General features: G+C 69.8%; 19 protein-coding genes and 2 pseudogenes. 13 read left to right on the plus strand and 8 right to left on the minus strand.

Features of this window, described 5'->3' with window-relative positions:
* Positions 1-188 precede the first annotated feature (188 nt).
* Positions 189-1,355: an acyl-CoA dehydrogenase family protein gene (locus AC07EQ_RS17390; protein ID WP_478388939.1), complete on the plus strand. Its 1,167-nt coding sequence runs from the start codon at positions 189-191 to the stop codon at positions 1,353-1,355.
* A gap of 56 nt (positions 1,356-1,411) precedes the next feature.
* Complete coding sequence (locus AC07EQ_RS17395; protein ID WP_478388940.1) at positions 1,412-2,608, plus strand: CaiB/BaiF CoA transferase family protein; 1,197 nt, start codon at positions 1,412-1,414, stop codon at positions 2,606-2,608.
* 38 nt (positions 2,609-2,646) lie between these two features.
* Here the strand turns inward: AC07EQ_RS17395 and AC07EQ_RS17400 are convergent, their stop codons facing one another.
* Positions 2,647-3,429 carry an NAD(P)-binding domain-containing protein gene (locus AC07EQ_RS17400; RefSeq protein ID WP_478388941.1) on the minus strand — a complete coding sequence of 261 codons (783 nt, stop codon included), beginning with the start codon at positions 3,427-3,429 and terminating at the stop codon, positions 2,647-2,649.
* Positions 3,426-3,632, minus strand: a complete 207-nt coding sequence (locus AC07EQ_RS17405; protein ID WP_478388942.1) for a hypothetical protein — start codon at positions 3,630-3,632, stop codon at positions 3,426-3,428. The genes AC07EQ_RS17400 and AC07EQ_RS17405 overlap by 4 nt, the downstream gene beginning before the upstream one ends.
* Before the next feature lie 71 nt (positions 3,633-3,703).
* Here AC07EQ_RS17405 and AC07EQ_RS17410 point away from each other — a divergent pair, with 71 nt between their 5' ends.
* Both AC07EQ_RS17410 and AC07EQ_RS17415 read left to right on the plus strand, forming a co-directional pair.
* Positions 3,704-4,189 (plus strand): Lrp/AsnC family transcriptional regulator, encoded by a 486-nt coding sequence (locus AC07EQ_RS17410; protein WP_478388943.1) that lies wholly within the window; start codon positions 3,704-3,706, stop codon positions 4,187-4,189.
* Positions 4,190-4,360: 171 nt separating this feature from the next.
* Positions 4,361-5,062 (plus strand): type 1 glutamine amidotransferase domain-containing protein, encoded by a 702-nt coding sequence (locus AC07EQ_RS17415; RefSeq protein WP_478388944.1) that lies wholly within the window; start codon positions 4,361-4,363, stop codon positions 5,060-5,062.
* A gap of 329 nt (positions 5,063-5,391) precedes the next feature.
* Here the strand turns inward: AC07EQ_RS17415 and AC07EQ_RS17420 are convergent, their stop codons facing one another.
* The 3 genes from AC07EQ_RS17420 to AC07EQ_RS17430 form a co-directional block, all read right to left on the minus strand.
* The gene (locus AC07EQ_RS17420) at positions 5,392-5,796 is read right to left on the minus strand and encodes a VOC family protein (protein WP_478388945.1); all 405 of its coding nucleotides are present in this window, start codon (positions 5,794-5,796) and stop codon (positions 5,392-5,394) included.
* A 195-nt stretch (positions 5,797-5,991) separates the two neighbouring features.
* Complete coding sequence (locus AC07EQ_RS17425) at positions 5,992-7,311, minus strand: MFS transporter (RefSeq protein ID WP_478388946.1); 1,320 nt, start codon at positions 7,309-7,311, stop codon at positions 5,992-5,994.
* A 169-nt stretch (positions 7,312-7,480) separates the two neighbouring features.
* Positions 7,481-9,313, minus strand: coding sequence for a phosphoenolpyruvate carboxykinase (GTP) (locus AC07EQ_RS17430; protein ID WP_478388947.1), 1,833 nt, complete (start codon positions 9,311-9,313; stop codon positions 7,481-7,483).
* A gap of 545 nt (positions 9,314-9,858) precedes the next feature.
* Here AC07EQ_RS17430 and AC07EQ_RS17435 point away from each other — a divergent pair.
* From AC07EQ_RS17435 to pqqC, 3 genes are all read left to right on the plus strand, one after another.
* Complete coding sequence (locus AC07EQ_RS17435; RefSeq protein ID WP_478388948.1) at positions 9,859-10,323, plus strand: MSMEG_3727 family PQQ-associated protein; 465 nt, start codon at positions 9,859-9,861, stop codon at positions 10,321-10,323.
* Between the two features lie 185 nt (positions 10,324-10,508).
* Positions 10,509-12,194 (plus strand): PQQ-dependent dehydrogenase, methanol/ethanol family, encoded by a 1,686-nt coding sequence (locus AC07EQ_RS17440; protein WP_478388949.1) that lies wholly within the window; start codon positions 10,509-10,511, stop codon positions 12,192-12,194.
* 11 nt (positions 12,195-12,205) lie between these two features.
* The gene (gene pqqC / locus AC07EQ_RS17445) at positions 12,206-12,889 is read left to right on the plus strand and encodes a pyrroloquinoline-quinone synthase PqqC (RefSeq protein WP_478388950.1); all 684 of its coding nucleotides are present in this window, start codon (positions 12,206-12,208) and stop codon (positions 12,887-12,889) included.
* Positions 12,890-12,892: 3 nt separating this feature from the next.
* Here the strand turns inward: pqqC and AC07EQ_RS17450 are convergent, their stop codons facing one another.
* Positions 12,893-13,912, minus strand: a complete 1,020-nt coding sequence (locus AC07EQ_RS17450; RefSeq protein WP_478388951.1) for a sodium:calcium antiporter — start codon at positions 13,910-13,912, stop codon at positions 12,893-12,895.
* A 381-nt stretch (positions 13,913-14,293) separates the two neighbouring features.
* On the opposite strand from AC07EQ_RS17450, the gene AC07EQ_RS17455 reads away from it, so the two are divergent.
* Both AC07EQ_RS17455 and AC07EQ_RS17460 read left to right on the plus strand, forming a co-directional pair.
* Positions 14,294-14,887 carry a protoglobin domain-containing protein gene (locus AC07EQ_RS17455; RefSeq protein WP_478388952.1) on the plus strand — a complete coding sequence of 198 codons (594 nt, stop codon included), beginning with the start codon at positions 14,294-14,296 and terminating at the stop codon, positions 14,885-14,887.
* A gap of 152 nt (positions 14,888-15,039) precedes the next feature.
* Positions 15,040-15,195: pseudogene (locus AC07EQ_RS17460) on the plus strand (F0F1 ATP synthase subunit A); the annotation flags it as partial.
* Between the two features lie 27 nt (positions 15,196-15,222).
* On the opposite strand, the pseudogene AC07EQ_RS17465 reads toward AC07EQ_RS17460, so the two are convergent.
* A pseudogene (locus tag AC07EQ_RS17465) lies at positions 15,223-16,494 on the minus strand (C39 family peptidase).
* A 512-nt stretch (positions 16,495-17,006) separates the two neighbouring features.
* Here AC07EQ_RS17465 and AC07EQ_RS17470 point away from each other — a divergent pair.
* The 4 genes from AC07EQ_RS17470 (at position 17,007) to AC07EQ_RS17485 (ending at position 21,594) form a co-directional block, all read left to right on the plus strand.
* Complete coding sequence (locus AC07EQ_RS17470; protein WP_478388953.1) at positions 17,007-17,951, plus strand: NAD(P)/FAD-dependent oxidoreductase; 945 nt, start codon at positions 17,007-17,009, stop codon at positions 17,949-17,951.
* Positions 17,952-18,489: 538 nt separating this feature from the next.
* On the plus strand, positions 18,490-19,719 hold the full coding sequence (locus tag AC07EQ_RS17475) for a wax ester/triacylglycerol synthase domain-containing protein (RefSeq protein ID WP_478388954.1): 1,230 nt from the start codon (positions 18,490-18,492) through the stop codon (positions 19,717-19,719).
* A gap of 29 nt (positions 19,720-19,748) precedes the next feature.
* Positions 19,749-19,970 (plus strand): acyl carrier protein, encoded by a 222-nt coding sequence (locus AC07EQ_RS17480; protein WP_478388955.1) that lies wholly within the window; start codon positions 19,749-19,751, stop codon positions 19,968-19,970.
* A gap of 67 nt (positions 19,971-20,037) precedes the next feature.
* Positions 20,038-21,594 (plus strand): (2,3-dihydroxybenzoyl)adenylate synthase, encoded by a 1,557-nt coding sequence (locus tag AC07EQ_RS17485; protein WP_478388956.1) that lies wholly within the window; start codon positions 20,038-20,040, stop codon positions 21,592-21,594.
* On the opposite strand, the gene AC07EQ_RS17490 is transcribed toward AC07EQ_RS17485, so the two are convergent.
* Entirely contained in the window at positions 21,589-22,320 is a 732-nt protein-coding gene (locus AC07EQ_RS17490; protein ID WP_478388957.1) for a 50S ribosomal protein L11 methyltransferase, read from the minus strand. The two genes, AC07EQ_RS17485 and AC07EQ_RS17490, sit on opposite strands and share 6 nt — an antisense overlap.
* Positions 22,321-22,397: the final 77 nt, after the last annotated feature.

Raw genomic sequence — 22,397 nt, forward strand, 5'->3', positions numbered from 1 at the left:
ACGCAGTGCTCACGCCACCACGGGCGGGCACGACATCCCAGCAGCGATCAACTCTCCCGGCCTACCGATAGGGGCACGATCTTTCCGCAGGACTCGAACGTCCAGGAAAACGAAGTGCTCACCTACCGGCCGGCTACCAACAGGAGTTTGCCGGATGGCTCACTCCCAGAACTGATTAGGAAAGCGCCATGCACTTCGAACTGACCCCGGACCAGCGGTCCCTGCGGGCGGGCGCGCGCGAACTGGCGCGCAGCTTCCCCGACGAGTACTGGGCCGAGCGCGACGCGAACAACGCGTTCCCGTGGGACTTCTACAACGCCTTCGCCGAGGGCGGCTGGCTGGGCATCGCCATCCCCGAGGAGTACGGCGGCGGCGGGCTCGGCATCTTCGAAGCGGCGCTGCTGCTGGAAGAGGTGGCCGCCTCGGGCGCCGGGATGAACGGCTGCAGCACCATGCACCTGACGATCTTCGGCCTCAACACCATCGTCAAGCACGGCAGCGAGGAACTGCGCAAGGAGGTCCTCCCCGCGGCGGCCGACGGTTCGCTGCACGTCTGCTTCGGCGTCACCGAGCCCGACGCGGGCACCGACACGACCCGGATCTCCACGTTCGCCAAGCCGGTGCCCGGCGGCTACGTCATCAACGGCCGCAAGGTGTGGATCACCAAGGCGGGCGACTCGCAGAAGATGGTGCTGATCGCCCGCACCACCCGGCGCGAGGAGGTCGACCGCGCGACCGACGGGATGTCGCTGTTCCTCATCGACATCGACCCCGAGCACGTGCACCTGAGCCCGATCCCCAAGCTGGGCCGCAACGCGGTCTCCTCCTACGAGGTCGTCATCGACGACCTGTTCGTGCCCGAGAGCGCCCGCGTCGGCGCCGAGGGCCAGGGCTTCAAGTACCTGCTCGACGGCCTCAACCCGGAGCGGATCCTGCTGGCCCACGAGGCGCTGGGCATCGGCCGGGCCGCGCTCGACCGCGCGGTGCGCTACGCGAAGGAACGCGTCGTCTTCGACCGGCCCATCGGCCAGAACCAGGGCATCGCGTTCCCGCTCGCCGAGGCGGCGACCCGGCTCGACGCGGCCGAGCTGATGGCCCGCAACGCCGCGTGGCGCTACGACCAGGGCCTGTCCTGCGGGCGCGAGGCGAACATGGCCAAGTGGCTGTGCGCCGACGCCGGCTTCCAGGCGGCCGACCAGGCGATCCAGACCCACGGCGGCATGGGCTACGCCCGCGAGTACCACGTGGAGCGGTACTTCCGGGAGTCGCGCATCCTCCGCCTCGCCCCGGTCAGCCAGGAAATGGTCCTGAACTACGTGTCCAACCACGTCCTCGGCCTGCCCAAGTCCTACTGAGGTTCTTCCGGCCTCAATGTGCGTGGCAACCACTGATCGAAACGGGGATCTTCGCCATGACCGCACCGAACGGCAGCCTCCGCGGCGTTCGCGTCCTCGACCTGTCGCGCATCCTCGCCGGTCCGCTGTGCACCCAGATGCTGGCCGACCACGGCGCCGAGGTGATCAAGGTCGAGCCGCCCGCGGGCGACGACACGCGCACCTGGGGGCCGCCGTTCGTCAGCGAGACCATGAGCGCCTACCACACGGGCATCAACCGCAACAAGAACAACATCTGCCTGGACTTCGCCTCGCCGGGCGGGCAGCGGGTGCTCGACGAGCTGCTGCGAGACGCGGACGTCGTGGTGGAGAACTTCAAGGCGGGCACGCTGGCCAAGTGGGGCTTCTCCGACGAGGCGATCGCGGAGCGCTACCCCCGCCTGATCCACTGCCGCATCACCGGTTTCGGCGTCGACGGGCCGATGGGCGGCATGCCCGGCTACGACGCGATCCTGCAGGCCTACGGTGGACTGATGAGCATCAACGGCGAGCCGTCCGGGCCGCCGCTGCGCGTCGGAGTGCCCATTGTGGACATGGTGACCGGGATCTACGCGTTCTCCGGCGTGCTGCTCGCGCTCCACGACCGGCACGCCACCGGGCGCGGTCAGCTGGTGGACTGCACGCTGCTAGACACGGCGATTTCGTTGCTGCACCCGCATTCCCCGGGCTGGCTGGTCTCCGGGAAGCTCCCGCAGCGCACCGGATCAGCGCACCCCTCCATCGCCCCGTACGACACCTTCGAGGCCGAGGACGGGCAGATCTTCATCGGGGTCGGCAACGACCGCCAGTTCCGCCACTTCGTGGAGCTGCTCGGCATCCCGGACATCGCCGACGAAGCGCGGTTCGCGACGAACGCCGACCGGGTCCGCAACGTCGCGGAGCTGCGGCCGCTGATCATCGAGCGGATCGCCGCCCACCGCCGCCACGACCTGGCCCGCAAGCTGCTGGACCGCGGCGTGCCGGCGACTCCGGTGCACGACGTGGGCGAAGCGCTGACCGATCCGCAGGTGCTGCACCGGAACATGGTGGTGGAGCGGGACGGCTACCGGGGCACCGGAATCCCGATCAAACTCGGCCGAACGCCCGGCGAGGTCCGCACCGCGCCGCGCGAGAAAGGTGCGGACACCCGCCGGATCCTCGCCTCTCTGGGCTACACGCCCGACCAGATCGCGGAGCTGATCGAGGCCGACATCGCCCGGAGCACCGACGCCTAGTCGACGGCCCGCAAGGGGCGTTCGCGCGTGTCACCGGGCTAGTCCGCTCGTGCGGTGGCAACGCGTTGGCGGATGTGTTCGAGCGCCTGCTCGAGCGCGGCCTGGTTCTGCGGGTCGAACCACCTCGCTCGTAGGGCCTCGTTGTTGCCTCCGGGAGTTTCGTGTGCTCGACCGAGCTCGGGCAGGTCGGTGCGTTGATCGGCGAGGGCTGCGTTGACGCCCGAGAACATGCTGCGCACGTAGCCCTCAGCCGCGCGGGAATCCATGCCTTGCCGCGTGATCCAGCCGGCAATGGTGTCCAGGTAGTGCAGGTAGGTGGAGATCGACGCCGTTGCGGCGGAAAGCGCGTCGAAGACGGCGGGATCCTGGGTCACGAGGGTGCCGCCGAGGCGGTTGAACAGCTCTTCCGCGACCGGATGTGCCGGATGCAAGGCGGTAGTGCCCCGTTGTTGCCGCACAGCCGGCAACGGGATCGAGCGGACTATCGTCACGTCGGCGTCGAGCTGCGCTCCCAGCGCTTCGATGGACCACCCCGCGACGGCGCTGATGAGAACTCGATCACCAGGTACGCGGAGCCCGGCGAGGGCCTCGCTCACATCGTCGGGGCGGACGGTGAGGAGGATCAGCGGTGCCGCATCGATGACCGACTGGTTGTCCGCGCACACCCGAACGTTGGGGTGGCGACGTGCCAAGGCGTTCGCCGTCCGGGCGTTGCGCGGCGAGAGGTGGATTTCCGGGCTCTCCTCGGTCGTGGCGCTCAGCCCGTCCACGATGTCCTTCGCGATGGCTCCCGTGCCGATGATGCCGATGGGGCTGGTCATGGACGCTCCAGATGCAGGTGGTCGTGCAGGGCTGCCACGACCTCGACGGTGACGCGTCGCCCCAGGGCGGCGTTGATCAGTTCGTCCTCGTACTGCGGGGTGTCGAGGAAGCATGGCGGAATGACGGCTCTCGCCTGCGCGATGTTGCCCAGCACGAGATCGGTGGCCGCGGCGGTTCGTCGCCGGTCGTTGGACTGAAGCACGGCGTGGACGCTACGCAACCGAATCCGGCATGCGCTTGCATTGTTCGCGCTCCCGCGCAATATTTTTGCGCATGGGCCCCCGGAGGAGACCGCTGGACGAAATCGACACGCGATTGCTGGACCTGCTGCAGCACGACGCGGACCAAACCCTCCGCGAGCTCGGAGACCAGGTCGGCCTGTCGCCCAGCGCGGTCCAGCGCCGCATCACGAGCTACAAGTCCGCCGGGCTCCTGCGCACCGTCGCCGTCGTCGACACCGAGCACGCCCCGTCCTTGGCGCAGGCACTCGTCATGCTGACCCTGGTCGAGGAATCCGTCGACCACCACCGGCGCATCGCGGACCGGCTCCGGGCGCAGCCGGAGGTCCAGCAGTGCTACGCCCTCTCGGGCCGATGGGACTACGCCGTGCTGCTCACGGCCGCATCGATCCGAGACCTCAGGGACTTGAGCAACGACCTGTTCAAGAGCGACGACAACATCCGCCGGTACGACACGATGTTCATCCTCGACACGGTGCAGAGCGGCTCCGCTCTGCCGGGCGCGTTCCTGCTCCCCTGACCCTCCGATCCGGAGCGGCGGCGGTCGCGTGAATCGATCACGGGAAATCGCGACGAGGATCGCGGTTCGCGACCGGGCTTTTCCGGGGCTAGCCTGGTTCTCGTCTTCGTTCGACTGCCGGTGATCGGTCTTTCGCCGGGACGCGTCGGAAGTGCGGGGGATGATTCGGAAATGGCCAGGAAGAACAGGATTCTCATCGTCGTGACGAATGTTCCGGAGTACCGGAAGGTCGGGATGCGGACCGGTTTGTGGCTCGGGGAGCTGACGCATTTCTGGGACGTCGCCGAACGGGCCGGTTTCGAGATGGACATCGCCAGTCCGGCGGGCGGGATGGTCCCGCTGGATCCGGAGAGCCTGTCGCATGAAGTCCTGTCCGAACTCGGCACCGAGCGGCACTACCGGGACCGGGAATTCATGGATCTCCTGGAGGACACGAAGCGGATTGCCGAGGTCGATCTCGACGACTACGACGCGATCTACCTGACCGGCGGGCACGGCGTCATGTTCGACTTCCCGCAGAGCGCCGACCTGGAGGGCCTGATGGCCCGGTTCTACGAGGCGGGCAAGGTGGTTTCCACCGTCTGCCACGGCGCGACGGGCCTGCTCAACGTCCAGCTCTCCAGCGGCGAACCGCTGATCAGGGGCAAGCGCGTCACCGGCTTCTCGTGGCCGGAAGAGGAATTGGCGAATCGCGCCGACGCCGTGCCGTACAACCTCCAGGAAGAACTCGCGAAGCTCGGCGCCGATTACCGCACCGCGGACGAACCGTTCGAGGCCTACGTCGTCGAGGACGGCCGGCTGATCACCGGCCAGAACCCCGGCAGCGCCAAAGCCGTCGGCGAGGCGGTGGTCCGGCAACTGGCCGCGGTGTGACGCCGAAACGTCGCCCTGCCGCACAAGCGCGCACGCACTCCGCAGCCCGACACCGACGCCGGCGCTGAGGAGACCACGGCGATCGAGCGCTGACAGGCGGTTTGGTGCCGCCGCGCCGGCGGGTAGGCCGGGGTCCGTGGCAGGAGCCGTTCCGCGAGCTGGAGGAGCTCTGGGATCGCGGGCGCGGCCGATCCCGGTGGCACCTGCGGGCCCCTGCTCGCCTGCGGCGATTTCGCGCGAAATCGCCGCACTCCACGCCTGAGGGGTGACGATTTCGCGCGAAATCGCCGTGGCTCCAGGCGACTTCGCGGCGGGACGGGACTCGCCGGTTACTGGAATCCGGCCCGGGACGCCAGGACGTCGAGGTAGTGCTGATTGTGCATGATGCCCAGCACGTTGCCGAACGGGTCGACGACCGAGGCCGTGACGAACCCCGGCCCGCGCTCGATGATCGGCTCCAGCGGCTTGGCTCCCAGCGACACCAGCCGGTCGAGCGCGGCCGCCACGTCGTCGACGTGCCAGTAGACGACCGCGCCGCCCGGTGCGGCGGAGAGTTCCGGCGGGGCGAACTTCCGGTCGATGATGCCAAGTTCGTGCTGGTAGTCGCCGAGGCGGAACTCGACGTACCCGGGCCGGTCGAAGTACGGCTCGAAGCCCAGCAGGCCGGCGTACCAGCGCTTCGCCGCCTCCAGGTCGTCCGCGTAGAACGAGACGGTTGTCAGGCCTCGCAACATCGGGTGGTCCTTCCGCAGGCGGGATGCTTGGCGACGACAATAGACGCGACCCATGACAGATCGTCGAGGACAGCAGCGGTTGAAGCGCGGCGGTCCTGCATGGACACGCGTTGACGGCGGCTCGCCGTGCCAGCGGGAACGGACCCGTGTGTGTTTTGTGCTGCTATAGCAGCACAAAACACACACGGGCCCGGGTCATGCCTCCATGCTTTGCGGGTCGGGCTGCTTGGACGCGGCGGGAGACGCCGACCGGCGGGGCATCAGCAGCAGCGCGATCAGCGAGATGACCGAGCAGAGCACGATGTACCAGCTGATCCCGGTGCTGGAGCCGGTGGACTGCAGGAGCGCCGCGGCGATCAGCGGTGCGGGGCCGCCCGCGATGACCGAGGCGAGCTGGTAGCCGAGACCGGCGCCGCTGTAGCGGATGTTGGTGCCGAAGCTCTCCGCGATCAGCGCCGCCTGCGGGCCGTACATGACGTCGTGCACGATCAGCGACACGACGATGGCCAGCAGCACCAGGCCGGAGGACCGGGTGTCCAGCAGTGCGAAGTACGGGAAGGCGTACAGGCCGGTGCACACGATCCCGATGCCGTAGATGAGCCTGCGACCGAAGCGGTCCGAAAGGTGGCCGAACAGCGGAACGCTGATCAGGCCGACCGCGGCGGCGACCAGCGTGGCGTTGAGCAGCTCGCCGCGCGGCATCTCCAGGTGCTTCGTGCCGTAGGTCAGCACGAACGTGATGAACAGGTAGAACGGCGCCTGCTCGGCCAGCCGCACGAACGCGGAGGTGAGGATCTCCCTCGGGTGCTTGCGGATCGCGGCCCACACCGGCTGTCGCTCGACCGCCTGCTGCCGCTTCACCTCGGCGAAGTCGGGGCTCTCCAGCACCCGCATCCGCACCCACAGGCCGATCGCGATCAGGACGACGCTGAGCAGGAACGGCACCCGCCAGCCCCAGGTCTCGAACGCGTCGCCGGTCGTCGCGCTGGCCACCCCCACCGCGGCGGTGGACAGCAGCAGGCCGAGCGGCACGCCGAGGTGCGGCAGGCTCGCCATCAGGCCGCGGCGGGACTCGGAGCCCCACTCCATGGCCATCAGCACCGAACCGCCCCACTCGCCGCCGACGCCGATGCCCTGCCCGATGCGCAGCACCACCAGCAGCACGGGCGCGGCGAAGCCGAGCGTGGCGTACCCGGGAAGCACGCCGATGAGCACCGTGGCGATGCCCATGAGCAGCAGCGTGGTGACCAGGGTGGCCTTGCGGCCGATCCGGTCGCCGTAGTGCCCGAAGATCGCGGCGCCGACCGGGCGCGCGGCGAAGCCCACGAACAAGGTGCTGAACGATTCGAGCACGCCGGCGCTGGGGGAGCTGCCCGGGAAGAAGATCTTGGGGAACACCAGGGCGGCGACGGTCCCGTAGAGGAAGAAGTCGTACCACTCGATCGTCGTGCCGACCGTGCTGGCGATGACGGCGCGGCGGCGGTGCGTCCGATGGGTATCGGTGCCGTTCGACATGGCGAGCCTCCATTGGCCGAGCCACTCAACCAACTTTGGATCGAAAGCCTGCAATCCCGCACCCGGGCTGTCAAGTACGCCGAAGACCCGTATCCGACTCGTTGCGATCGGGGACACCCGCGCCGGCGGCGCGGCGGTGCACGAGTGTCCTCAGTGGACCATTGGCGCGTCAGCTCCCGGCCAGGCGTTCGCGGAGCCCGGCCAGCTGCTCCTGGAGGGTGCCGGGGAGCTTTTCGCCGATGGTGGCGAACCACTCTTCGATCAGCGGGAGTTCGGCCCGCCACTCCGCCGCGTCGACCGCGAGCGCCGCCTCGACGTCGGCCGGGTCGGTGGAGAGCCCGGCCAGGTCGAGGTCGGTCGCGGCCGGGACCAGGCCGACCGGGGTCTCCGCGGCGTTCGCGGTGCCCTCGACGCGGCCGACGATCCACGCCAGGACCCGCGAGTTCTCCCGGAATCCCGGCCACAGGAAGCGGCGGTCCTCGCCGCGGCGGAACCAGTTGACGTGGAAGATCTTGGGCAGCTTCGCCGGTTCGGCCCGTGCGCCGGTGGTCAGCCAGTGCCCGAGGTAGTCGCCGGCGTGGTAGCCCATGAACGGCAGCATCGCCATCGGATCGCGGCGGACGACGCCGACCTCGCCGGTGGCGGCGGCCGTGGTCTCCGAGGACAGGGTGGCGCCCATGAACACCCCGTGCGCCCAGTCGCGCGACTCGGTGACCAGCGGAATCGTGGTGGCCCGGCGGCCGCCGAAGAGGATCGCCGAGATCGGCACGCCCTCGGGGTCGTTCCACTCCGGGGCGACGATCGGGCACTGCTCGATGGGGGTGCAGAACCGGGAGTTGGGGTGGGCGGCCGGCTCGCCGCCGCCCGGCGTCCAGTCGCGGCGCCGCCAGTCGGTCAGGTGCGCGGGCGGCTGCTCGGTCATGCCCTCCCACCAGACGTCGCCGTCGTCGGTGAGCGCGACGTTGGTGAAGATGGTGTTGCCCTGCTCGATGGTCCGCATGGCCACCGGATTGGTGTGGTAGCCGGTGCCCGGGGCGACGCCGAAGAACCCGAACTCGGGGTTGACCGCGCGGAGCCGGCCGTCGTCGCCGAAGCGCATCCAGGCGATGTCGTCGCCGAGCGTTTCGGCCGTCCAACCGGGCACGGTGGGTTGCAGCATCGCCAGGTTCGTCTTGCCGCACGCGCTGGGGAACGCCGCGGCGATGTAGTGGACCGTGCCGTGCGGCGAGGTCAGCTTGAGGATGAGCATGTGCTCGGCCAGCCAGCCCTCGTCGCGTGCCATCGCCGAGGCGATGCGCAGCGAGTAGCACTTCTTGCCCAGCAGCGAGTTCCCGCCGTAGCCGGAGCCGAAGCTCCAGATCATCCGCTCCTCGGGGAAGTGGCTGATGTACTTCGTCGGGTTGCAGGGCCACGGCACGTCGGCCCGGCCCGGCTCCAGCGGCGCCCCGACGGAGTGCAGGGCCTTGACGAACTCGCGTTCGTCGCCGTCGCCGCCGATGAACTTCTCCAGCGCCCCGGTGCCCATCCGGGTCATCACGCGCATCGAGAGCACCACGTAGGCGGAGTCGGTGATCTCCACGCCCAGCTTGGGGCTCTCGGCGTCCAGCGGGCCCATGCAGAACGGGATCACGTACATGGTGCGACCGCGCATGCAGTCCCGGTAGAGCTCCGTCATGGTCGACTTCATCGCCGCCGGGGCCATCCAGTTGTTGGTGGGCCCGGCGTCCTCCTCGCGCCGCGAGCAGATGAAGGTGCGGTCCTCCACGCGCGCGACGTCGCCGGGGTCGGAGGCGGCCCAGAACGAGTTCGGCTTCGCCGCCAGCCGCACCAGGGTGCCCGCCGCGACGAGGTCGGTGGTCAGCCGGCGCCACTCCTCGTCGCTGCCGTCGCACCACACCACCTGCTGCGGGGTCGTCAGTTCGGCCACTTCCCGCACCCACGCCACGAGGGCCCGGTGGGTGGTCGGTGCCTGGTCCAGGCCGGGGATCGCGGTCGTGGTCATCGTGGTCTCCTTGCGGCGGCGCGATAGTGCACTGTGGACGATGACGCCCGCCGTCGGTGCCCGGGTCGTCCAGCGGTCGACGCCACCGGTTCCGGGCCCTCGCGGTCATCGTCCCCACAGCTCGTCGAAGCTCCGCGGAATGGCGCTTTCATCATCTGCGCGCTCGACGAACATCGCAAATGCTCCGTCGCACCCGCGTTCGCCTCGTCCGCCGCACCCGTCACGGTCGTGCGGCTGATCGTTTCCCCTTGCGTGGCAATGCGTTTCCGCTCCGCGGATCGGCTTACGAAAGCCGTCGAGGCAGAGCTATCCTGCACCTGCAATGGGATCCACGCGACGGGGAGGTGTCGGGTGGCCCAGGCGAGGCCGGCGCATGCCGGTTGCGCGAAGCAACCGGTGGCGAAGCCCCTGCGGCATTTCCCGGCCGCCCCGTTCGTCCGGCGCGCCTTCGCGCCTTCCGGGAACTTCTCGACGGCCGTCGATCCTGCGCTGGAGGTCCTCCACCGTGAACCGGGGCGTTGCCTCGGGGCTAGGAGGTGAATGCGATGGCGACCACCACAGGGGAGCTGTCGGCACTGGTGAGCGAGCTCGGACTGGACAAGCAGAACGGGGCGTCGCTGGGGCGGCTGGTCGCCCACGGCGGCCTCGGGCACGCCGAGGAGGACGCCGACGGCCGCATGCACGCGCGGGTCCGGATCCCGGTCGACGAACTGATCTGGGATCCGTCGATCCTCGTCCTGCCGCACGGCGGTGACCTCGAACTGGAGCTCGTCAACGACGACCAGAACACGCACTGCGCGCTGCTGCCGAGCAACGGCGACCGGCAGTTCATCTGGTTGCCGGTCCAGTCGCGCGGCACGGCGAGCCTCAACCTCGACGGCCCGGGCTACTACTGGTACACGTCCCCCATCGGCAACGACGAGGGCCGCGGCCTGGTCGGCGTGATCGCCGTCCTCGGCGACGTCCCGGAGCACGCCCGCCTCGACCGCCCGGCCCAGCCACGACCCTAGGGCTCTGTTCGAAAGCGGCGGTAGCCGCTTGCGGTGGGGGACTCGGCTTGCGCCGCCGCCGGTTCTCCGGCCGTGCCCACCCCGCCGGGGTTCTCGGCGAGAAGACGGCCACGATCCCAGCAGGGGCCGCCACCCGCACCGCCACGCGAACCACTCGTGAAACACGATCCAGGAAGGAGCGGGTGATGGCGGAATACGTGCAGGCAGGGCATGCCGTGAGCCAGGCGTCGCTGAGCGGCCTGGCCGGGACTGCGCCGCCGGTGGTCCAGAACGTCACGTACGAACGCATTCTCGAGGCCCGCTCGGAGCCGCAGAACTGGCTCACCTACTACGGCGCCTACGACGGCCAGCGGTACAGCCCGCTGGACCAGATCAACACGGAGAACGTCCGGCGCCTCGTCCCGGCCTGGGTCTTCCAGTCCGGCTCGGCCGGGATGCACGCGGGCGCGTCGACCTACGCCTTCGAGGCCGCCCCGGTCGTCGTGGACGGCGTCATGTTCGTCTCCGGCTGGGACGGCTGGGCCTGGGCACTGGACGCCCGGACCGGGCAGGAGATCTGGCGGTACAAGCACGAGGTCCCGTACGACACGTCGCTGTGCTGCGGCAACGTGAACCGCGGGGTCGCGGTCGCGAAGGGGAAGGTCTTCTTCGTGACCCCGAACGCCCACCTGCTCGCGCTCGACGCCACCAACGGCAGGTGCGTCTGGGACGCGATCTACGGCGACGTGCGGGCGGGGGAGAGCGCGACGCTCGCTCCGCTGGTGGTGAAGGACCTGGTCATCGTCGGCAGCTCCGGCGGCGAGTTCGGCGTTCGCGGCCACATCGACGCCTTCGACCTGGAGACCGGGCGGCACGTCTGGCGGACCTACACGGTGCCGAAACCGGGCGAGCCGGGCTCCGAGACCTGGCCGGACGGCCCGGCGTGGACGCGCGGCGGCGGGAACTGCTGGGTCACCGGCACCTACGACCCGGAGCTGAACCTCATGTACTGGGGGACCGGCAACCCGGCGCCGGACTTCGACGGCGCCGTCCGCGAGGGCGACAACCTCTACACCGACAGCGTCGTCGCGGTAAATCCGGACAACGGCGAGATCCGCTGGCACTACCAGTACAACCCGCACGACCTGTGGGACTACGACAGCACGATGGAGCACATCCTGTTCGAGCTGGACGGCCGGAAGCTGCTGGCCCACTTCGACAAGAACGGGTACTTCTTCGTCCTCGACCGCACGAACGGCGAACTGGTCCGGGTGGCGCCGTTCGTGGACCGGATCACCTGGGGCGAGATCGACCCGGACGGCAAGGTGACCCCGAAGATCTACCCGGATGAGGAGGGGGTGGAGGTCCGCTTCTGGCCGGGACCGGCCGGCGGCAAGGAATGGACGCACGCGGCCTACAGCCCGCGGACGGAGCTGTTCTACGTGCCGGTGCAGGACGTCGGAGCCCTGGTCACGCGGCGGCGCAGGGAGTTCAAGGAGAGCATCCCCTACTGGGGCGCGAGCGTCACGGTGGATTCCGGTGACATGGCGGGCTCGGTGTCGGCCTTCGACCCGGCCACCGGCCGGGAGTCGTGGCGCTGGCGCAACGACGTGCCGATGTGCGCGTCCGTGCTGGCCACCGGCGGCGACGTGGTGTTCGCCGGGGAACCGACCGGGGAGTTCAACGCGTTCGACGCGCGCAGCGGCGAGCTGCTGTGGCAGTTCCAGACGGGCAGCGGCCACCACAGCAACCCGACGACCTACAGCGTCGACGGCAGGCAGTTCGTCGCGGCGCCGGTCGGCTGGGGCGCGTGGGTCGAGGGATTCCTGCCCGGGATGCTGGGAGCCCCGCACGGCGACGCACTCTTCGCCTTCGCGCTGCCGCAGGACTAGCCGGAAGTGCCGTGACCGCGGACGCCGACGGCTTCACCGCCGCGCTGCGCGCCCAGGCGCAGCGCTACCACGACCAGCACCCGTTCCACATCAGGATGAACGCGGGTCTGCTGGGGCGGCAGCAGATCCGGGGATGGGTGGCGAACCGCTACTACTACCAGGAGAACATCCCCCGAAAGGACGCCGCCATCCTCGCCAACTGCCCGGACCGCGAGGTCCGGCGCCGCTGGGTCCGGCGCATCCTCGACCACGACGGCACGGCGGGCGGGGAAGGCGGCATCGAGGCGTGGCTGCGCCTGGCCGAGGCGGTGGGGCTGAGCCGGGAGGAGGTGCGATCCGAGCGCCACCTCGTCCCCGGCGTGCGGTTCGCCGTGGACGCGTACGTCACCTTCGCCCGCACGCGGCCGTGGACCGAGGCGGTGGCGTCCTCGCTGACCGAGCTCTTCGCGCCCGATCTGATGTCCGATCGCCTCGCCGCGTTCGAGCGCTGCTACCCCTGGATCGACCGCGACGGCCTCGGCTACTTCCGCGACCGCCTGACCCAGGCCCCGCGCGACGCCGAACACGCCCTGCGGGTGGTGGTCGAACGCTGCCGGTCGGCCGACGAGCAGGCGCGCGCCGTGGCGGCGCTTTCGTTCAAGTGCGACGTGCTCTGGAGCATCCTCGACGCCATCGACCACGCGTACCCGGACTGACCGTCACGACTCGACCGGAACGCCACCGAACACGGCGAAGCTGACGGCCCAGTAGGCGACGTAGCAACCGAGCAGCGCGACACCGTGCCACCGCTTCAGCCTGCCGGTGTGCAGGAAGTACGCGGCGAGGACGGTCATGGCGACGAGCACCGGCAGGTGCCACTGGAGCACGTCCGGGCCGACCGTGATGCTGCCGCCCGAGAGCACGATGACGCCGAGCTTCGCCGTGACCGAGAAGACCAGGCTCCCGATGACGTTCCCGATCCCGATCGCCGGCACGCCCTTGCGGATCGGCTCCACGGTGAGGAAGACGTCCTCGATGGTCAGCACGACGGTGACGATGGTCGCGCCGAACACGGTGCCCGCGATCCCGTAGTCCTGGAGGATGTCCTCGGTACCGGTGCTCATCGCCGCGGCGCCGACGACGAGCCCGGCGAGAGCGAGCACCGCCAGCCCGAGATTGGCCCAGCCGGGCCGTTTGCGGGCCGCGGCGAACGGGATCTCGGCGGAGAAGGATTCCCCGCCCGGCCGGGCGTTTCCCTCCGCCGTTTCGCCGCACACCTCGGTGTTGCGGAACGTCGGTGCTTCCCGCCGGAATTCCTGCGCGAGGATGTAGCCGAGGAACAGCGCGAAGAGCGCGAGCAGCAGCATTCCCTGGACGGCGGTGAGCGGCGTGGTCAGCGCGAACGCGGCCAGCACCAGCGGCGCAGCCGCGAAGATGGCGAGGTAGTCGCGCGGGACGCGCACCGCGGCGGGAGTGATGATCGCGGCGAGCGCGAGCACGATTCCGGTGAACGAGATCGCGGTCCCGAGCACGAGCCCGAGCGAAACGTCCTCGAGGTCTTCGAGGTTCAGCGCGACGCCGAGCACGATGTCGTCGAACTCGATGCCGGTGAAGACGACGGCGAGGAAGAACATCGAGATGCTGAGCCGGGAGGCGGCGCCGGCGAGGTACCCGATGAGCTTCTCGGCGCTGCAGATCAGCAACACCGCCCCGGCGACGAAGAGGAATGTCGAGGCCATGACGGAAAGCGCCTCCTGTCACCGCTGCGCGTCACCCGCCGCAACCCCAGTCCAGCACGTCCGCTGCCACCCCGAAAGTCGAGCGGACTCGAACTGCCGGTCGAGGAGTGAAACGTTTCCGCAGGCAGCAGGCCGTGAGCGTTTTGTGTTGCCATAGCGGCCCAAAACACTCACGGCCCGTGACCAGGCCGTACCCCCGCCAGATCCGAAGTGGACGATCTTCGCCCACGCGTGCGACTCCCGGCCGGCGATATTGTCCACTGTAGAGGATCAAGGGCGCTGAGCCGGTGCCGCGCAGATCTCCGGCTGCGGTGGGGCGATAGGGCGCTGGGATGCGGGTACTCCCCAGGGCGATGGGTCGTCGAGGACAGGGAGCATCCGATGGGCACCGCACACCGCATTCCCGGCTACACGTACGGCGAGCCGCAGGTCGAGCACTCGCCGGTCACGATCGCCGAGCTGGACGCGCTGAAGGAGACGCTGCTGTGGACCGACTCGGACGACCAGGCGCTGCGCATGGCCGGTGACGTCCTCGCCGACCAGGTCGGCGAAGTCGTGGCCACCTGGTACGACTACGTCGGCTCGCATCCGCACCTGGCCGCCTACTTCGGGCCTCCCGGCGGCGCGCCGGACTCGGAGTACCTGGAGCGGGTCCGCGCGCGGTTCGAGCAATGGATCCTCGACACCTGCAGGCGCCCGTACGACGACGTCTGGCTCGACTACCAGCAAGAGATCGCGCTGCGCCACACCCGGGCGAAGAAGGACCAGACCGACCACGTCGATGCGGTCGACCGGGTGCCGCTTCGCCACATCATCGCCTTCATCTACCCGATCACGGCAACGATCCGGCCGTTCCTGAGAGCGAAGGGGCACGGCGACGAAGACGTCGAACGCATGTACCAGGCCTGGTTCAAGGCAGTGACGCTGCAGGTGGCGTTGTGGAGCCGCCCGTACGTGCGCGAAGGCGACTGGTGAACCTCCGGATCTTCCTGAACCCGCATCTGCTGGATCAGCACCCGCGGCTCCGGCTCTCGGGTCCGCAATTTCAATGGAAATCAGACCTTCGATTTCCATTGAAATTGCGTGAGTTGTCCACAACCTCCGGCATGTCGGGGTGCGACACGCCGGAGGCGTCGTCGGCGCTGAAGCCGGTGTCGCTGGTCGCGTTCCTGTTCGCCATCGCCTTGACGTTCGTCGAGGCGCTGATCCAGGTGCTGCAGGCCTGCATCTTCGCGATACTGACGGCCAATTTCATCGGCGCGGCCCTCGCCGAAGGGCACTGACCGCCGACCGAGCGCGGTGCCGGCGCGTCATCCGGCGGGGGCGTGGCCGGGCGGGGCGATGATGTAGGCGATGCCGCCGGGGGCGTCGGCGACCTCGCCCGCGGCGTCGCGGCGTTTCGTGCGTTGCCAGACGTTCTCGAACTGGGCGCGGGGGTAGATCGTGCGGACCGCCGGATTGTCGGAGGAGGCGGGATCGTTGGCGATGACGTCCCCGTCGGCGGTGAACCCGACGATGACCAGGATGTGGCCGTCGGTGTCGTAGCCGGCGCCGTCGAGCTCGTCGGCGCGGAAGGATTGCGACGTGATCACGGGAATGCCGTTGCGGATGTACCGTTCCGCGTCGGCCAGCGAGGGCAGCCGGGTGATGTGCGCTTCCAGCCCGTAGGTGGCCGCGTACGCGGTGTTGAACGGCCAGTTCCCGGTGCCGTCGTAGGCGTAGTCGTACGTCTGGCGCGCGGCGTGCTCGACGGCGGGATCGGGGTGCTGCGGATCGACCCACGCCAGCTCCTGCGCGGAGGGCCGCCTTCCCCAGTACTAGATGACCATCTCCGTCGACGTGGGGCTGCACCACGCCTCGCCGCCACCGCCGTACTGCGGATAGTGTCCACTGTGGATGTTCTGGGAATACCGCGGCACCGGGAGTTCGACGCCCCAGGCGCCGCCGGGGCCGGAGGTGGGCACCTCGAACCGGTCCGGGACACTCGAGGCCATCGCGCCGACCATCGACAGCTCCGGCGAGGCCGGAGTTCCGGTGGCGCGGTAGAGCGTGGCGCGGAGCTGGTATTCGGACAGCGTCGTCCCAGGGCCGGCGGTGAAGGTGTCGACGTTGACGGTGCCGTCGGCGTCGGACTGGCCGTCGACGCTCGTGCGGTGGATGTCGGCATCGCCGGACGCCCACCGGCCCAGCACGTACCAGCCGGTTTGCGCGCCCGTGCCGGTCCGGCCCCGCATCTCCACCTGCAGCCAGGTCCCGGGCGGGGTGGCCGCGTTCCAGGACGCGACCAGTTGAGTCGCCGCGAAGCCGATGCGGTGCGGTGGGGACGTCCACCGCGCGTACTCGTACTCGCGCGTCGTGCCGCCTTCGGCGGCGGGCTGCCCGACGCTGCCGATCGGGTGATCGATGCGGATGCCCGCCCCGTCGCCGCGGATGCCTTCGGCATTGCCGGACTGGAAGTCCGCCGCGGAACGCCACTGGTGGAAGTCGATGGCGGACCGCTCGTCGGCCGGCGCGGGTTGCGTGCAGGAGACCGCGGTCGACGCCAGCACGCCGGCGAGCCAGATCTTTCCCGGATTTCGCATCGGACACCTCAAATCGGCACCGCCCGCGCGGTTCGCTTCGATCCTTCGGAGTGTAGGTTTCCGGCGCGGCGCCGACCATGAGACGTTCGGTGGTGGGCCGAACGCGGAGCGTGATCGCGGTTTGTTAGGGTGCGAACCGCCGGTGAGGGCGGGATAGGCCGGAAGTGCACCTGGGGATTCTCGAGCCCGCTAGTCCGGGCCCCGGCCGAATCCGACTGCTGTGGTCAACGGTGCTCAACCGTGTCGGGGTGGGGTTGCGGCGACATAGCCTGGAAAGTGCTGGGGAGCGCGACGCGCGCCGTTCGCGGAACTGACCAGCGGAATCATCGTCACCACCGGTCGTGCGGAACGTCCTTGTCCTGCCCGGAGAACAGGGGCGGACGGCGCTCGCGCGCGATGCGGCGGAGACGAGATCTCCAAGCCCTGCCACGACGCGGAATTCCGGAATCGAAGAGATGGAGCTACCGGCCTGGCCGGGCGACGGCGCAGGCGCGGCTGCGGAGGTGGGTTCGATGGACGCGATGGATTACGACGTTGTGGTGATCGGGGGCGGCGCGGCCGGTTTGACCGGCGGGATGGTGCTCGCGAGGTCCCGTCGGCGGGTGGCCGTCGTCGATGGCGGTGAGCCCCGCAATGCACCGGCCGATCACCTGCACGGGTTCCTGTCGCGGGACGGCATGCCCCCGGCGGAGTTGTACTCGGTCGGCCGGGAAGAGGTGGCGCGCTACGGGGGAGAGCTTTTCGGCGACCGGGTGCAGGGCGTCGAACGCGGTGCGGAGCGCGGATTCGTGGTGCGCACCTCCGACGGGCGGGAACTGACGACCCGGTCGGTCCTGATGGCCACCGGCCTGCGGGACGAATTGCCCGACATCCCGGGGCTTCGCGAGCGGTGGGGCCGCGACGTGCTGCATTGTCCGTACTGCCACGGCTACGAGGTGCGGGATCTGCCGCTGGGCGTCGTCGGCGGTGAGAACCGGCCGTTCACCGTGCACCAGGCGCAATTGGTGCGGCAGTGGTCGTCCGACGTGGTGTTCTTCCCGAACCGGATCGTCCTGGCGGACGAGGAGCGCGAGCGGCTGGCCGCCCGTGGCGTGCGGGTCGTGGAGGGCGACGTGGCGGGTGTTCTCGCCGACGACAACGGCGTGTGGGGCGTGGAGCTGGCCGACGGCGAGGTCGTGCCGCGCGCGGTGGTGTTCGTCGGTCCCCGGTTCGTGCCGCAGGACGGGTTGCTGAAGGGCTTGGGCTGCGAGCTGGGGGAGGACGGAGGGGTCTCCGTCGATCCCTCCGGGCGCACGAGCGTGCCGGGAGTGTGGGCGGCGGGCAACGTCGTCGACAACCCGGCCCAGCTGCTCAACGCCGCCGGCGCGGGCACGACCGCCGCCATCGCGCTGAACCACTACCTGCTGGCGGAGGACGTCGAACGGGCCGTCGTGGAACACCGTTCGAACCGTCCGTGACGAACCGGTTCTCGGCCGGTCCCGGCTGCCGGCGGGCGTGATCGAGGATTGCCGGGCCGCGTGCCGGAAATCGGTGCGCCGGCCCGCAATTCCGCCGCGAGGCGGAGATCACGTCGTCGGGAACCGGCAAATGAGCCCTTTTCATCCTGGTCGATCCGCCGCTGCGAGGCCCGAAGCTGCACGTCGGTGGGGTGTCGCATGCGCCGTAGGCGCATAGCCCACCTACGGCACTGGCACCGCCGCGGGTTCACGGTGCCCACCCCTCCGGAGTTCCCTTGGCGAGGACGGCCCCTCCGCCGTGTATTGGCATACATCAGGAGGGGCACCCACAGTCCAGGCGGGCGCTGTAACTCCCGCCGGGGGCCGCCACCCGCACCGCCACCCGCAACGAGGTTGGAAAAACCTCAATATGAGTCGGTTTTGCGATTGTTGTGACCTGCCGGGTGTTACTCGATGGAGGCTTGTTCGGCGAATCAGGTTGCTGCTCGATTACCGCCTGGATACACATGGGTCCGGCGGAATTCGAGAAAAGGGCAGCATGGACGATTTCCTGTCAGCTACCGAAGAACTCCTGGCCGGCGGCGTCGAACCCGCCGGAGTGGCCGCGCTCTTCTCCGGCGAGCCCCCGGACATCACCGACCTGCGCGAGCGCGTGGCCGAGCGCTGGGGCCCGTTCTCCCGGCTGCGCTGGGTGCTTCCGGCCGAGGAGAGCAGCCTGCGGCGCCGGCGCTGGACCGCGCTCGACCGGTTCGACCCGCGGCAGCAGGTCGTCGAAGGTGACGACCTGGAGCTCGAAGCACTCCTCGGCTCCCTCGTGATCCAGCCGCTGCCGCGGGACATCCCGCCCTGGCGGCTGCAACTGGTGCGCCGGCCGTCGCGCGACGAATTCGCCCTGGTCCTGATCGCACACCACGCGGTGCTCGACATGGAATCCTGCAAGATCCTGTTCTGCCATCTGCTGGACGGCCCCGCGCCCCGCGCCCGGACCAGAGCCGGCGCCGCGCCCGAATCGGAATCCTTCCGGCGAACCGCGATGAGCACCTTGCGCAACGTGCTGGTGGGCGGGCGAAGTCTCCCCGCCGCTGATCCCGAACCGGAGCTGGCCTGCGCGTCGGTGGACGCGGGACAACTGCGCATCGTTCGCAGCGCGCTGCCCGGCGAAGGCGTGACCCCGACGGAAGTCCTGCTCGCCAGCACGACCGGTGCCGTCCGCAGCGTGTTCGGCCGGCCGTACAACTGGCCGGGGAAGCCGGGCGAGCTGTACGCCGTGGTGCCCAAGAACCGCCGAACCGGGCAGAACGCGCAGGAACTCGGCAACATCCTCACGGGCGTGCGCGTTCCGCTGCCCGTCGCGGAGGACCGCCCGGAAATGCGCCTGGCTGCGTGCCGGGGAGTGCTCGGTCGCGCCGACTCCGTGGACGGGGCCGCGCGGCTGCTCGACGCCGCGCTGACCCTCGGGCCCTGGGCGCTCCGCGCCGCCACCGCGCTCCTCACCTCGGCCAACTTCGCTTCGGTGCAATGCACCACGCTCCGGTGGACGCCTGGCGCTTGGGCCCTCGGCGGCGCGCCCCTGCGACGCGTGGTCGCGATGCCGGACATTCCCGCGCCGGGGGCGATCAGCGTTTCCCTCGTGGGCTTCGCCGACGCCCTGAACCTCAGCGTGCTCAGCAACACCCGCCCCGGCGACGCCCGGTCGCTGGCGGACGCCGTCGAGCGGGAGATCACGCTGCTGGCCGAGCTCGCGGCGCAGGTCGGACCGGACAGGTGACCTGAAACCCTTCGGAACAGGAGTTGGACATGCGCAACGAGGCTGCCCTGCACGAGATCCTGCAGGGACTCGGCGTGGCGGACGAGGAGATCCAGGCGGACACGCGGCTGCAAGCCGACCTGGGCCTCGACTCCACCGAGATCACCGCGCTCGAACTGGAGCTGGAGCGCCGGTTCGGCGTGCGGATCGACCTGTGGAGCGCGACGGACTTCTCCGTGGCCGACCTCGACGTCCTCATCGAAGCACGTTGAAGTGCCCGGCATCCCAGAAGAACGCGCACGGAGCTATCGAGAGGCCGGGTGGTGGCGACCCGAGACGTTGCACGAACTCGTTCTGCGCCAAGGGAAAGGGCTTCCGCACAAGTGCGCGCTGGTGGCCGGCGACCGGCGGATGACCCACGGGGAGCTGGCAGCCGCCGTCGATCGCGCGGCCGGAGGGCTCTCGGCGCGAGGTTTGCGGCGCGGCGACGCGGTCGCGGTGCAACTGCCCAACGGCATTGAGTTCGTCGTACTCCTGCTCGCCCTGCTGCGAATCGGCGCGTTGCCGATGCTCCTCCTCCCGGCGCTGCGGTCGTACGAGGTCGAGCGCATCCTGAAGTCGACCGGCAGCCGCGCAATGGCCCTGCCGCACCGGACGCGGCGGTTCGACAACCTCGCGATGGTCCGAGAACTCCGCCCTCGGCACCCGAACCTCGAGATGCTGCTGCTCACGGGCGAAGAACCGCCGTCCGGAAGCGACATCGTCGACCTGTCCGAACTGTGCGGGCCAAGCGCTTCCGGCTGCGACGCGGCACCCATCGATCGGCCACGGCCGCAGCACGCGGCCGTGCTGCTGCTCTCCAGCGGGACTTCCGGGCCGCCCAAGGTGATCGCCCGCACGCACGAGTCCCTCGGCCACATCATCCGGACCACCTCGGCAGTGACCCGGATCGACGCGAGCACCGCGTACCTCGCGGTCATGCCCGTCGCGCACGGGTTCGCCTTGTCCTGCCCGGGAATTCTGGGCGTCCTCGCCGCCGGCGGGACGGTCGTGCTCGACAGCGCGGAGGACCCGCGCCGTGCGCTGCGCCTGATCGAGCAGGAGCGGGTGACCCATTTCGCGGCGGTGCCGGGATTGCTCGGCCAGTGGTTGGCGGTGCTCGACGGGGAGCGCTTCGACACCTCCAGCCTCGTCGCGGTCCAGATCGGGGGCGCCAAGCTGGAACCTGCCGCGGCGGAGCGGGCGCGTTCGGTGCTGGGGCCCGTCGTGCAGCAGGTCTACGGCATGACGGAAGGCTTGATCAACGCGACCAGGCTCGACGATCCGGCGGACGTGGTGGCCTCCACGCAGGGGCGGCCGGTCTCGGCCGCCGAGGAGGTGCTGGTCGTCGACGACGGGGGCGCACCCGTTCCGCCCGGGCAGCCCGGGCAGCTGCTGACGCGAGGCCCGGCGACGATCGGCGGCTACTACCGGGACGCGGCGGCCACCGAAAAAGCCTTCACCGCAGACGGTTTCTACCGGACCGGCGACCTCGTCCGGCAGCTGCCGAGCGGTGATCTCCAGGTCGTCGGGCGGATCAAGAACGTGATCAACCGCGGCGGCGAGAAGATCTGCGCCGAGGAGCTGGAACAGCTCGTCCGGGAGCTGGACAACGTCGCCGAGGTCGCGGCCGTCGCCGGCCCGCACCCGATGCACGGCGAGATCGTGTGCCTCTACGTGGTGCCGGCCGGTGACGTGGTCCCGGAACTGCGGGAAGTGCGCCTGCACCTGGAATCCCGCGGGGTGGCCCGGTACAAGATGCCCGAGCGGCTGGAGCTCGTCGACGCGATGCCGCTGATCGGGATGGGCAAGCTCGACCGCGCCGCGCTGCGCGAAGCCGCGGCGGCGCGGTCATAGCCGGTTCGCGGCGGTGATCTCCAGGAGCTGGAAGGTGACCGGAGCGGTCCCGGCCCGGTGCGTCGCCCGCTGCATCTCGGTGGCGCGCAGGCCCATCAGCGCCGCGAGGGCTCGCAGCCGGGCGATGTCACCGAGGCTGTTGAACCCCAGGAACAGCCGCCCTTTCCCGGTCAGCCGCGCCAGTCCTTCCCGGAGGTAGCGGTCGTGCGCGGCGTAGCCGGCGTCGAAGATCGCTCGCTGCGCGGGGACGGTGTAGTCGAAGTCCGCCGGTGCCGGGACCACGTTGGAGTTCCAGAACACCACGTCGAAGCGCTCGTCGGGGGCCAAGGCGTCGAAGAGGTCGCTGCCGAGCACCCGGACCCGGTCCGCCACCCCGTGGCGGGCGGCGTTCAGCTCGGTGTTGCGCACCGCAGCCGGGACGATGTCCACTGCGGACACCGAGGCGCAGCCGCGCAAGGCGGCGTTCACCGCGATCACCCCTGCGCCGCAACCGATTTCGAGGAAGCTGCCGCCGTTCGGGTACGGCAGCCACCGGGCGAACAGCTCGGTGGACGCGGTGTGGATCGGCGCGAAGACCTCCGGCAGCAGATCCCACCGGAGCCCGAGCAGGTCGAACTCCGCCGGCCGGCCTTCGAGTTCGCCGTGCCGCTGCACCAGCCGCATGCCCACGTCGAACGACGATTGCTGAACGACCCCGGGCACCCGGGGCAATTCTCCCGTGGACATCTGGGAATTCTCCTAACGCATTACGGCGATCGCGATTTTTTTGCGTTTCTTGCCCGCATCGGGCAGGAGGGGGCGAG

The sequence above is a fragment of the Saccharopolyspora sp. NPDC045839 genome (genome assembly GCF_056431645.1).